Genomic DNA, 11900 nt, shown 5'->3' with positions numbered 1-11900 from the left:
ATAAATGCTATAATATCTAGTATGATAGACATACAATTAAACATTCTAACATGAACGGAGGCAATTGGATATGCAAAAGTCAAAAAAATGGGGAATATTCACCTTGGGTACTATTGCAATTTCATTTTTCGCAATTCAGACAGCAGATGCAGCAACATACATAGTGCAGAAAGGTGATACCTTATCCAAAATTGCCCAAACACATCAAGTAACAATTGCAGATATAAAAAAATGGAACAATTTATCGAAGGATACGATATTTGTTTCGCAAAAGCTACAAGTAGAGTTACATGCTCCTGTCGAAGTACCAAAGCCAACCGTTGTCACACATACGGTTGCGAAAGGTGATACACTATCAAAAATCGCGCGCCAATATAATGTGACGTTAAAAGAGATTAAAGAGTGGAATGCTCTAACAACCGATAATATTTATATCGGACAAGCCTTAAAGGTTAATCCCGTTGTAATAGAAAGTGAAAAAGACGAGATATATACAAATCTACCAACTTATGAAGATGCGCTCTCGCAAGTTATATCAAAAAACCCTACTGCAAACGGGCAAGCTATATATAATAAAACAATTGACGTAGCTAATACATTAATCGGAACTCCATATTTATATGGCGGAAATTCGCCTATAGGTTTAGATTGTAGTGGATTTATTTATTATGCATTCAATCAGGGGGGTCTGAAAATTGCTCGGGATAGCAGTGAAGGCTACTTTTTCGGAAAAACAACGAAGGTGAATAATCCTTTAGCAGGTGATCTTGTTTTCTTTGAAAATACGTATAAGGCTGGGATTTCACATATGGGTATTTATATAGGAAATAACAAATTCATTCATGCAGGTACTGTTGGTGTAGAAGTCTCTGATGTAACTAACTCTTATTGGTCATCGAGATTAGTAGCTTATAAACGTTTCAATGATATTCCTTCCTATTAATAATAAAGATGCTTATGTGAGAAATTTAGAATCTAGTAAACGGCCAAATAATTATTAGATAGACAGCTAAATTCTTTCTGCATAGGAGGGCACTAAAAACTTTTTTAAAATGTAATGTTCTTCAAAAGTAAAAACCAACACTTTTTGTTCGATTTTGAACAGAAAGTGTTGGTTTTCTTTGTTCAGGGGTGGGTATGAATCCTAAAGAATGAAGCACTTAGAAAAATTGATAAAACTAGTTGATTGGAGTGCAGGCGGCGACTCCTTGGGGCGAAAGCGTCCGCCGGAACGGAAAATAACGGCACCGAAGAAAAAGCCATTGTGGAAACGATTAATCGTTTCCACAATGGCTAAAATTCATTTTATGGACTTTGTTACTTAAATTATTATTGTGTAACGCGTGCTGTCCAACGTGAAAGGTCTGCACCTTTTGGATTTACTAATGTTGGAGGGAAAATGAACGTCCATGGTTTAGTTGAGTTAGGTTGAACAGTTAAGATAGGATCCATTTTAAATGAGCCCTTCGCAATTTGTTTATCTCTAGCATCGATAATTTCTAAAGGTAATTGTTCAAGATTAATAGCTTTGTTATGGCCGTTACGAATAAAGATAGAAACATTTAAACTGCCATCATTAGCGAATTTAGCTTGTAGACCTGTAAAGTTTACTTCTGTTTCTCCTAATTCAGGTAAAGTTTTGACGATTTTTGCAAGCTCTTCTTTTTGTTCCTCTGGTAATTGCTCTTCCCATGTTGCATCCAATTCTAATTGGTGACCACGTAATGACACTAAGTTAAATGCAATTTTCCAGCCTTCTTCAGGAATTTCTTTAGTTATTAAAGTTGATTTTTCAAATTCAAATACCCAAGGGCGGGCACTTTCGGCAGGAATTGTGCCAAGTGCTTTGAAGTCGAATTTTTTCGAAGCGACAAGCTCATCATTTTTATCCATGATAAATAGCTCGATTTCGCCTAGCTCAATCGCTTCAGCTAGTGAAGAACGGAAGAATGCACGTACCAACCATTTACTAGAGCGAGCATCTTCTTCAATACTAATCGAAGAAAGTGATAATTGGTTAGGTTTTAATGGTTCTAACTCATTAGCAAGGAAGTTGAAAATGTATTTTTGTTCTTGTGGCACATTCCAATCAGGGTGGAATGATAATTTTGTTACAACGTTACTGTTATCATTTTGAGAATCAGATGTCACATTGCCTAATAAGTCTTGAGAATCAATTGTATTTTCTTGTCCAACTTTGTCTGTTTTTTTAAAGAATGAAAATAAACCCATTATTGTTGGTCCTCCTGTTCAGCTTCAACCATTTTCATGAAGCCTGTAATTTCAATAATAATTGCACGACGTAATTCTTGGAAATTTTTACCGAACAATTCGAGTCCTTCGCGTTGATAAATACGCATTGGATCTTCTTGTTGGTAATGACGTAAGCCGATACCCTCTTTTAAGTGAGCCATAGCTTCTAAGTGTTTGACCCATCCACTATCCAAGTAGCTTAGCATTACTTGTGGAATTACCGCAATGACACGATCATTCTCTGCGAATTTTTCCATTTTTGTTGTTAACTCATCAACTGCATCTTGTAATGAGTCTAATATTGCAGTTACTTTACCGACTTCTCTATCCACAGTTACAGGAGAAAGGAAGAGGCTGTTTAAAGCTTGTTCCATACCATCATAGTCCCACTCTACGAAAGGTAATTCATCAGGCGCTGCATCACGAACTGCGAAATCAACTGTTTCATAGAACATTTGCTTCAAATGATCCATTAGATCATCACCAAGTAAAATTTTATCACGTAGACCGTAAATTACAGAACGCTGGTCATTGATGACGTCGTCTAATTTTAAATTGTATTCCCGCATACCGTATTGCGAGCCTTCGACGATACGTTGTGTACGATCGATTAATTCTTGTACTTCTTTATTTTGAATGATGTCGTTTTCATCGACAATCATTTTCGTTGTAAATTTCTCTACATCTTCTTTTGCATACCGACGGAACATATCATCTTCAATAGACAGGATGAAACGACTTTCACCAACGTCACCTTGACGCCCAGAACGACCGCGTAGCTGATTATCAACACGACGGCTTTCGTGTTTTTCTGTACCTATTACATACAGACCACCAAGTTCATGAACTTCTTCACCTAATACGATATCAGTACCGCGCCCGGCCATATTTGTCGCAACTGTAATGCGCCCTTTTTGACCTGCTTCAGAAATAAGCTCTACTTCTTGTTCTACTGTTTTAGCATTTAGTAGTTGGAACTTTAGGCCTTCTTTCTTCAAGTAATCAGCAACTGTTTCCGATTGCAGGATTGAAGTAGTACCTACTAATACAGGTTGCCCTTTTTCATGGCGTTTTTTGACTTCGGCCGCTACGTATTTGTATTTCGCTTCTTGTGTTTTAAAAACCAAATCAGGTTGGTCTGTACGTTGGCGTACGCGGTTCGTTGGAATTTGAATAACGTCCATGCCATATACTTCACGAATTTCTTTTTCTTGAGTTTTGGCAGTACCCGTCATCCCAGACAGTTTCGGATACATACGGAAGTAGTTCTGAATTGTGATTTGCGCTTGTGCTTTGTTTTCTTCAGTAATCGTCACACCTTCTTTTGCTTCAATGGCTTGGTGTAAACCATCAGAAAGGGAACGACCTTCTAAAATACGACCTGTGAACATATCGACAAGCTCGATTTTGTCCTCTTTTACGATGTAATCCACGTCGCGTTTGAACATGACGTGCGCACGTACCGCTTGAATGACGTAATGATACAGTGTTTGATGTTCAAGGTCATATAGGTTGTCTACGTTGAAGGCTGCTTCTACTTTTTCAATACCTTGATCAGTGAGTGAAGTCGCTTTTGTTTCATCGTCGAAATCATAATCTTCTTCCGCTTTAAAGCGTTTTGCGAGCATGGCTGCAATACGGTGTAGCTCTTCGTTCGCCGCCATTTTACCAGCGATGATCAGTGGCGTTTTCGCTTCATCGATTAATACACTATCGACTTCATCGATAATTGCGAAGTGATAAGCACGTTGTACTTTATCTGCTAAGCTGTGCGCCATATTGTCACGAAGGTAGTCGAATCCAAACTCAGTACCGACACCGTACGTAATATCCGCATTATAAGCTTCTTTTTTTGCATCAGGTTCCATCATCGGTACATTTAGTCCAACTGATAAACCAAGGAAGCGGTGGATTTGACCAACAAGTTCGTAGTCACGTTTTGCAAGATAGTCATTTACCGTAATAACGTGTACACCTTTACCTTCAAGTGCGCGTACGTAAGATGGCAGAGATGCAACAAGTGTTTTTCCTTCACCTGTAGGCATTTCGGCGATATTTCCTTCTGTTAATACAAGACCACCTATTAGCTGCACATCAAAATGGCGCATGCCTAATACACGTTTTGAAGCTTCGCGTACAACAGCAAATGCTTCTGGGATAATAGAAGTGATTGGTTCACCTTGCTCCAATCGCTCCTTGAAAACAAAAGTCATAGCTTTTAGCTCAGCATCTGACTTATTTACATAATTTTCTTCAAGACTGTTAATTTGGTCTACTATTTTGTAGTAGCGTTTTAATTGACGAGCACTAGTTTGCTCACTATTACGTTTGAAAATTGAGAACATGAATTTACGCTCCTTTAATGTTGTCTAGTGGTTAGACACTTCATTATTCTATCAAATTTTATGTATACTGACTACATTTCTTACAAGATAAAGGAGATATAATATAGGTAAATACTCCAATAGAAAAATGTTGGATTTGGACAGAAAGAGTATATTTCAGCATTAGTTCGTGCTATAATCAGAGTGGCTTGAATTGCATATCATTATTTTTGAGGAGGAGAGACATGCTCTACGTGTCTTTAATAGCAGCATTTGTTGCTTCCATTTTGTTAACTCCACTAGTTAAACGCTTAGCGTTCAGAATAGGTGCTGTTGATGCACCGAATTATCGAAAAGTCCATGCACGAATTATGCCACGACTTGGAGGTCTGGCGATTTTTCTTGCGTTTTTAATAGGTGTAGGTATTTTATATCCATTTTTAATAAGTATTCCACAACCACAAAATACTGGTAAATATCTTTTAGTAGCAATTATTATTGGAGCATGTATTATCGTGGCAACAGGTGTCGTTGATGATATGCGTGAAATATCAGCAAAGGCGAAAATGCTTGGTCAACTTGTGGCAGCACTCATTGTTATTTTTGTTGGCGGAATTCAAATTGAATTTATTACCTTACCATTCGTCGGTGAATTGAATTTTGGCCTTTTAAGTATTCCTTTAACAATTCTTTGGATTGTAGGTATCACAAATGCCATTAATTTAATTGATGGGTTGGATGGACTAGCAGCCGGTGTTTCATCGATCGCACTTATTACATTGGCCGGAATGGCATTTATTATGAGCAATATGTTCGTATTAGCTATTGCTGCAGTTTTAGCAGTAGCGACAATAGGCTTCTTGTTTTATAATTTCCACCCAGCGAAGATTTTTATGGGGGATACGGGTGCATTATTCCTTGGGTTTATGATTTCCGTATTAGCATTACTCGGCTTTAAAAACGTAACATTTTTTTCATTAATTATCCCAGTTATTATGCTAGGTGTACCGATTTCTGATACATTATTTGCAATCGTTCGTCGTGTTCGTATGAAGAAAAAATGGTCAGATCCAGATAAATCACATTTACATCACCGTTTACTCGATATGGGCTTTACACATCGTCAAACGGTACTCATTATTTATGGTATTGCAATGATGTTCGGATTAGCAGCAATCATCTTCTCAATGGCAAAATTATGGGGTGCTATCTTACTGATTACAGTCATTCTAGTGGCCGTAGAAATTTTCGTTGAGATAATTGGTTTGGCAGGTAAAAACTACAAACCACTGTTGAATTTCGTACGAATATTTAATAAATAAAACAAAAGAAGTTATCATGTATAGATGCATGATAACTTCTTTTTGTTTATACAGGCGATATGTACAGTGTTCACTGAGAGGAAATCAGCACTCGTAAGCTTTTATCAGCGTTCGCTGTGAAGAAATCAGCACTCATAGCCATTTATCAGCATTCGACGTGAGAGTATCGGTATTTATAGCTTTATCATTGAATAAAAAATGCCTCTCCTACAATTAATAGGAGAGGTATTTTAAGTTTATTGTGTTGGTTCTTTCGCTAAAGAGTCATCTTCAGTAGCCGTATTATCAATACCTGTTTTCACGTTTGTTAAACTTGAAGATGATTCCTTTAATCCAAGATGACTTTTTAGTGTGTTTGTCACTTCTTCGACTGAATTTTCATCTAGTTGATAGTAGTATACACCTGTAGACATATCATCGTATCCATCTAATGTTAAAGAATCAATGCGTGGCATACCTTGTGATAAATATGAAAGGAATGACTTCATTTCATCGAAGGTCATATCTGTTTTCATATTATTACCGACAGCTTTGATGACATCGTCATATTTAGTAATTGATCCAACTGAAGTGACTTTTTTAATGATAGCTGTTAAAATTTCTTGCTGACGTTTACCGCGTTCGATATCGTTATCTTGCTTACGTGTACGAGCAAGTGCTAGTGCTTGACGGCCATTCAACTGCTGTAAACCTGGTTGAAGATTCACCGTATTACGATCAAATTCATCTTTTTCATGAAGTGCATATGGAACCTCTGCTTCGATACCACCAAGCGCATCGACTACATCGATAAAGGCATTAAAGTTCATACGAACATAATAATTTATCGGAATATCAAACAGTTCTTCTACTGTTTCAATTGTTGCGAGTGTTCCTCCAATAGCATGTGCGTGATTTATTTTATCTTTGCGTTCAGCTTGTGGAATATAGACATACGAATCACGTGGGATACTAAGCATTTTAATTGTTTTTGTCGTATTATTTAATGTTGCTAAAATGAGTGCATCGGAACGAGAGTTTTCAGAACCTTGTCCGCGATTTTCACTATCATCCACCCCAACAAATAAAATAGATACATTATCATTGACTGCCTCTACTTTTTCTTCACGTTGTGTTGAAACATTTCGGCCTTCTAAAACTTCATGGGCTTCATTTGCTGCATACTCAGCTTGTTTTGTTATATATACTCCATAAGCTGTGGCACAGATAAGTAAACTGGCAGCAAGTAGTAGCGTAATTTTTATTGTTAATGAAAATTTAGAAGACTTCCTCTTTTTTGTATTTAATTTTTTCATATTAGTAGTTATTCTCCTCTAAGTTTGGGGGATCTTGAATAGATATTACTTTAAAAATAGTTCAATATTAAAATTATACTATGTTAGTTCTATATTCGACAATCAATATTGTCTATTTTACATTAAATTCGATAAAATGTGCGTGCTCAAAAGAGACTATTGCCTGTCCATTCGTCATTTCAGTTATCCAATTCCGAAACTCATCTTCATGCTCTTTTAATACAGACACAATGATTTCAACTCCTTCTAAATAGCGAATGTCCTCTAATGTATAGTCAGAACCTCGAATTTCATTTTCAACTTTTCCAAGCCATGTATAGTCAATGGCAATTTTCATAGAATGATGTAATTTCCGTTCGACCACTTGTGCAGCGAGTAGGCCTTCAGTTGTTGCTTTGCCATACGCACGAATAAGACCGCCGCCGCCAAGTTTAATGCCACCGAAGTAGCGAGTGACGACAACGACCGTATCTTTTAACCCTTGTTTTTTTAACACTTCTAGCATAGGGACGCCAGCCGTACCACTAGGTTCCCCATCGTCATTTGCTTTTTGAATATGATCGTGTTCACCAATTATATAGGCAGAGCAATTATGTGTTGCCTGATGGTGCATCTTTTTAATGCGTTCAATAAAAATGAGCGCATCTTCTTCCGTTTCTGCACGCTCTATATAGGTAAGGAAGCGCGACTTGGAAATTATGATTTCACTTTCACCGTAACCTTTAACTGTTAGATAATTTTCTCTCATATGAGTAAGCCTCCTGTGGGATAAATAGGAATTTATTTATTTAGTAAAGAAAAAATATTAATTTTTATGTTTGAGGTGCTATAATAAGAATAGCCTATTAAATTTACATAGAATGAAAAGCAATTGGTTATTTTTTTTTGAAACAATAAGGTAAAAAGACTGGAGAATACATTATGTTTTCAACTGAAACTTTCGATCTAAAGTCGCTTGATGGCGTATTCAATCGAATGTTAGAAACAATTATGAGCTCTAAAGATGATATCTTCATTATAAGCGAACAAAGCCGTAGAAGCTTCGAAGATATGCAAAAAGAGTTAGAAATTGTTCGGAAACAAATATCTGTTGTCATCGATGAAGGCGATGCACTAGAGAAAAACACGCAACTTGCTAAACAAAGACTCGTCTTAGTTAGTAAAGCTTTTAATAATTATACCGAAGAACAAGTAAGAGATGCATATGAAACAGCCAATGATTTTCAAGTGAAGCTCTCGGTTATTAAAACAGAGGAAAAGCAGTTACGTGATAAGAGAGATGATTTGGAAAGAAGATTAAAAGGTTTGCTGGATACTATCGAACGCGCTGATCATATTGTAAATCAAGTAAATGTTGTTTTAAATTATTTAACTTCAGATTTGAAACATGTTGGTTTAGCGTTAGAACAAGCAAAACAAAAACAGGATTTTGGTATTCGTATTATTTCAGCACAAGAAGAAGAACGTAAACGGTTGTCACGAGAAATACACGATGGCCCTGCACAAATGATGGCGAATGTATTGATGCGTACGGATTTAATCGAAAGAACGTATCGTGAAAAAGGTATTGAACAAGCCATTGCAGAAATTACAGATTTGAAGAAAACGGTGCGTAATGCACTATCAGAAGTACGCCGAATTATTTACGATTTACGTCCAATGGCACTCGATGATTTAGGAATTATACCAACGCTTAAAAAATATTTATCGACAGTGACTGAATATAATCCAGAGGTGTCGATTCATTTTCAATCAAGAAGTACAGAGAAGCGTATTCCATCGAACTATGAGGTATCCATTTTCCGACTTGTACAGGAAAGTGTGACGAACGCGATGAAGCATGGGGAATCAAAAGATATTTGGGTCAAGCTTGAATGGTTAAAGGATGCTGTCAATATTGTTATCAAAGATGATGGTATTGGGTTTGATCCTCAAGTTGTCAAAGACAGCTCTTTTGGTATTATAGGCATGCGAGAGCGTATTGATTTACTACATGGTAAGATGTCTATTCAAAGTGAAGTTAATAGAGGTACAACGGTATTATTTAAAATTCCGTTAGAAACAGTGTGAATTAATTTGTTGCAGAAATTTAGGGGGTAAAAGACTTATGACTAAAATTATTATTGTAGATGATCACCAACTATTCCGTGAAGGAGTAAAACGTATTTTAGATTTTGAAGATACATTTGATGTTGTTGCTGAAGGTGATGATGGCACAGATGTAGTGAGTTTATATGCTGAGAACAGACCAGATGTGGTGTTAATGGATATTAATATGCCACGTAAAAACGGTGTGGAAGCAACAGCAGATTTAATCAGTGAATTTTCAGATGCAAAAGTTATTATGTTGTCGATACATGATGATGAAACATATGTAACGCATGCTTTAAAATCAGGTGCTTTAGGTTATATGCTAAAAGAAATGGATGCAGATGAAATCGTAGAAGCGATTAAGGTCGTAGCAAATGGCGGTTCTTATTTACATCCAAAAGTAACAAAAAATTTAGTGGCAGAATTCCGTCGTCTTTCTGAACATGAAAACAAAGGAAACTTCCATCAAACAGAAATTCGCAGACCGTTCCATTTATTAACGAAACGTGAGTGTGAAGTGTTACAGTTATTAACAGATGGTCAATCAAATCGTACAATTGGTGAGACACTATTCATTTCAGAAAAAACAGTGAAAAACCACGTATCTAGCATTTTACAAAAAATGAATGTAAATGACCGTACACAAGCTGTTGTGACAGCCATCAAAAATGGTTGGGTTGAAGTACGATAAATTGCATATGGCATGAATAAAAGCTGTTTTTAAAAGCTACTCTAGCATAGAGTAGCTTTTAAGACAGTTTTTTATTGTATTGAAAATTAAATAACTGCGCAACAAATTTCTTTTTAGAGCGTCATAAAGAAGGATATAATGTAAAAAATAGAAATGCGCAACTAAATTCCTACTAAAGATTATTACTTGTTTATATGCTACAATATTGCGCGGGAGGTTTTGAAATGTTGAAAAAAAGTATACTGGCGGTTTTAACTTTATTGATGTTAACTGCCTGTGGTAATAAAGAGAATGAGTTAAGTAACAAAGAAGGACAACAAGCTATTGATGATGGTACAGTTGGCTTTGAAATGAACGGCGGCGAAGTAGAAAAAGCAGAAAATGTACCGGCTGACGAAGAACGGGCGATTTTAGCAGCATTTGACGAATATATTGCGGCATTAAATGCAGAAGAAATCAATCGTTATATGCATACCGTATCAAAGAATCCAAAGGGCTTTAAGTATGAGGAAGAACATGATTATGCAGCTGAAGTTTTTGAGAAATTTAATATTAAACGTGAGGTTGAAAATGTAACAATCGCTAAATATAGCAAAAATGAAGCGCAGGTTTATGCAAATATGTCGATGCATTCATTGCAATTAGAAACGAATGTTGAGCATGAAAGTGCTGGTCGTCAAGTTACGGTTTTTGTAAAGGAAGATGATGCTTGGAAAGTGACGAGTGTCTTTTATATCGGAGATGACTCAAAATCTAGTACAGGTAATTAATCACATAAGAAGGGATTACCCATTTTTATAAAAACTAGAAAGTTTTAGTTTTAATCGATGTCTAGATAAAGCAACAGCCTCTTGAAATTGCTTCGATAATTCGGGTGAAAGTTGAAAGAGCACTTTTATTTTAAGAGTTCTAATGCTTTCTTCAATACATAGTGAATGAATGTGAGATGAAAGTAAGATTTCGTTTCACATTCATTTCTTTATACGGTAAACTATGAGACATAGGAGAGTGGAAATTCATGAGAACGGCAGTCGTCACAGACAGTACCGCATATACAACACCAGAGGAACGATCACGCTTAAATATTCGCATGATTCCTTTAAGTGTAAACATAGCTGGAGAATTATTTGCAGAAGAAGTAGATATTACGGCATCCGAATTTTACGATAAAGTACGTGGTGCTAAGGAATTTCCAAAAACAACGCAACCACCAATAGGCGAGTTTGTAGCTTTATATGAGGAGCTCAGCAAGGACTATGATGAGGTGGTATCTATTCACTTATCAAGTGGTATAAGTGGTACATATCAAGGAGCGGTCCAAGCCGGAGAAATGGTCGAAGGCATTGATGTATACACATTTGATAGTGAAATTTCTTGCGCCGTGCAAGGCTTTTATGTATTACGTGCAGCTGAGATGGCTGCAGAGGGCGCAACAGCAAAAGAAATAATGGATGCATTAGCAGACATGCAGCAATACGTTCGTGCTTACTTCATTGTAGATGACTTGGCTCACTTGCAACGTGGCGGTCGTTTGTCTTCAGCGGCGGCATTAATCGGCGGTCTATTACAGGTAAAGCCTGTATTACATTTTGTAGATAAGGTAATTGTGCCGTTTGAAAAAATTCGTACACGTAAGAAGGCATTGAAACGAGCGGAAGAATTATTAGCAGCAGATGCTAGTAAATTTGAGGCGATGGATGCCGTTGTGATTCATGGGAACTGCGAAACAGAGGCAGAGGCATGGATGGCACAACTTGCAGCAAACTACCCAAACGTTAATTTTAAACTGAGCTATTTTGGACCAGTCATTGGTACACACTTAGGTGAAGGTGCTATGGGGCTTGGTTGGACGAAGCAGTAAATAATAATTTTGTCGAAGTCTCTACATATTTTGTAGAGGCTGTTTTTTTATTTCGTATACTTT

Annotated in this window: 10 protein-coding genes; 6 read left to right on the top strand and 4 right to left on the bottom strand. The window is 36.7% G+C overall.

The window, feature by feature from the left end; all coding sequences use genetic code 11:
* Nucleotides 1-70: 70 nt before the first annotated feature.
* Nucleotides 71-943, top strand: coding sequence for a C40 family peptidase (locus ACIQ2D_RS06615; RefSeq protein ID WP_402861259.1), 873 nt, complete (start codon nucleotides 71-73; stop codon nucleotides 941-943).
* A 386-nt stretch (nucleotides 944-1329) separates the two neighbouring features.
* Here ACIQ2D_RS06615 and ACIQ2D_RS06610 read toward each other — a convergent pair whose 3' ends face one another.
* Nucleotides 1330-2232: an accessory Sec system S-layer assembly protein gene (locus ACIQ2D_RS06610; RefSeq protein WP_402861256.1), complete on the bottom strand. Its 903-nt coding sequence runs from the start codon at nucleotides 2230-2232 to the stop codon at nucleotides 1330-1332.
* Nucleotides 2232-4598, bottom strand: coding sequence for an accessory Sec system translocase SecA2 (gene secA2, locus ACIQ2D_RS06605; protein WP_402861253.1), 2367 nt, complete (start codon nucleotides 4596-4598; stop codon nucleotides 2232-2234). Before secA2 ends, ACIQ2D_RS06610 begins: the two co-directional genes overlap by 1 nt.
* A 224-nt stretch (nucleotides 4599-4822) precedes the next feature.
* Between secA2 and ACIQ2D_RS06600 the strand changes: the two genes are divergently transcribed.
* Nucleotides 4823-5899 (top strand): glycosyltransferase family 4 protein, encoded by a 1077-nt coding sequence (locus ACIQ2D_RS06600; protein WP_402861250.1) that lies wholly within the window; start codon nucleotides 4823-4825, stop codon nucleotides 5897-5899.
* A 236-nt stretch (nucleotides 5900-6135) separates the two neighbouring features.
* Here ACIQ2D_RS06600 and ACIQ2D_RS06595 read toward each other — a convergent pair whose 3' ends face one another.
* Together ACIQ2D_RS06595 and ACIQ2D_RS06590 are read right to left on the bottom strand one after the other, a co-directional pair.
* Nucleotides 6136-7194 (bottom strand): LCP family protein, encoded by a 1059-nt coding sequence (locus tag ACIQ2D_RS06595; RefSeq protein ID WP_402861247.1) that lies wholly within the window; start codon nucleotides 7192-7194, stop codon nucleotides 6136-6138.
* 112 nt (nucleotides 7195-7306) lie between these two features.
* Complete coding sequence (locus ACIQ2D_RS06590) at nucleotides 7307-7942, bottom strand: YigZ family protein (RefSeq protein ID WP_402861244.1); 636 nt, start codon at nucleotides 7940-7942, stop codon at nucleotides 7307-7309.
* A 173-nt stretch (nucleotides 7943-8115) separates the two neighbouring features.
* Between ACIQ2D_RS06590 and ACIQ2D_RS06585 the strand changes: the two genes are divergently transcribed.
* The 4 genes from ACIQ2D_RS06585 to ACIQ2D_RS06570 all read left to right on the top strand — a co-directional run bounded on the left by ACIQ2D_RS06585 (nucleotide 8116) and on the right by ACIQ2D_RS06570 (nucleotide 11837).
* Nucleotides 8116-9264: a sensor histidine kinase gene (locus tag ACIQ2D_RS06585; protein WP_402861241.1), complete on the top strand. Its 1149-nt coding sequence runs from the start codon at nucleotides 8116-8118 to the stop codon at nucleotides 9262-9264.
* 37 nt (nucleotides 9265-9301) lie between these two features.
* Nucleotides 9302-9976 (top strand): response regulator, encoded by a 675-nt coding sequence (locus ACIQ2D_RS06580; RefSeq protein ID WP_402861238.1) that lies wholly within the window; start codon nucleotides 9302-9304, stop codon nucleotides 9974-9976.
* 224 nt (nucleotides 9977-10200) lie between these two features.
* Nucleotides 10201-10746 (top strand): DUF3225 domain-containing protein, encoded by a 546-nt coding sequence (locus tag ACIQ2D_RS06575; protein WP_402861235.1) that lies wholly within the window; start codon nucleotides 10201-10203, stop codon nucleotides 10744-10746.
* Between the two features lie 248 nt (nucleotides 10747-10994).
* Nucleotides 10995-11837 carry a DegV family protein gene (locus tag ACIQ2D_RS06570; protein ID WP_402861232.1) on the top strand — a complete coding sequence of 281 codons (843 nt, stop codon included), beginning with the start codon at nucleotides 10995-10997 and terminating at the stop codon, nucleotides 11835-11837.
* Nucleotides 11838-11900: the final 63 nt, after the last annotated feature.

The sequence above is a fragment of the Lysinibacillus sp. NPDC097287 genome, assembly GCF_044761695.1.
GTDB lineage: Bacteria > Bacillota > Bacilli > Bacillales_A > Planococcaceae > Lysinibacillus.
The sequence above is the reverse complement of the archived record's forward strand: the minus strand, read 5'-3'. Positions and strand labels throughout refer to the sequence as shown.

Bases quoted from the DNA above. Each gene is read 5' to 3' on its own strand.
- ACIQ2D_RS06615 (WP_402861259.1), top strand. From the start codon at position 71: ATGCAAAAGTCAAAAAAATGGGGAATATTCACCTTGGGTACTATTGCA.
- ACIQ2D_RS06610 (WP_402861256.1), bottom strand. From the start codon at position 2,232: ATGGGTTTATTTTCATTCTTTAAAAAAACAGACAAAGTTGGACAAGAA.
- secA2 (WP_402861253.1), bottom strand. From the start codon at position 4,598: ATGTTCTCAATTTTCAAACGTAATAGTGAGCAAACTAGTGCTCGTCAA.
- ACIQ2D_RS06600 (WP_402861250.1), top strand. From the start codon at position 4,823: ATGCTCTACGTGTCTTTAATAGCAGCATTTGTTGCTTCCATTTTGTTA.
- ACIQ2D_RS06595 (WP_402861247.1), bottom strand. From the start codon at position 7,194: ATGAAAAAATTAAATACAAAAAAGAGGAAGTCTTCTAAATTTTCATTA.
- ACIQ2D_RS06590 (WP_402861244.1), bottom strand. From the start codon at position 7,942: ATGAGAGAAAATTATCTAACAGTTAAAGGTTACGGTGAAAGTGAAATC.
- ACIQ2D_RS06585 (WP_402861241.1), top strand. From the start codon at position 8,116: ATGTTTTCAACTGAAACTTTCGATCTAAAGTCGCTTGATGGCGTATTC.
- ACIQ2D_RS06580 (WP_402861238.1), top strand. From the start codon at position 9,302: ATGACTAAAATTATTATTGTAGATGATCACCAACTATTCCGTGAAGGA.
- ACIQ2D_RS06575 (WP_402861235.1), top strand. From the start codon at position 10,201: ATGTTGAAAAAAAGTATACTGGCGGTTTTAACTTTATTGATGTTAACT.
- ACIQ2D_RS06570 (WP_402861232.1), top strand. From the start codon at position 10,995: ATGAGAACGGCAGTCGTCACAGACAGTACCGCATATACAACACCAGAG.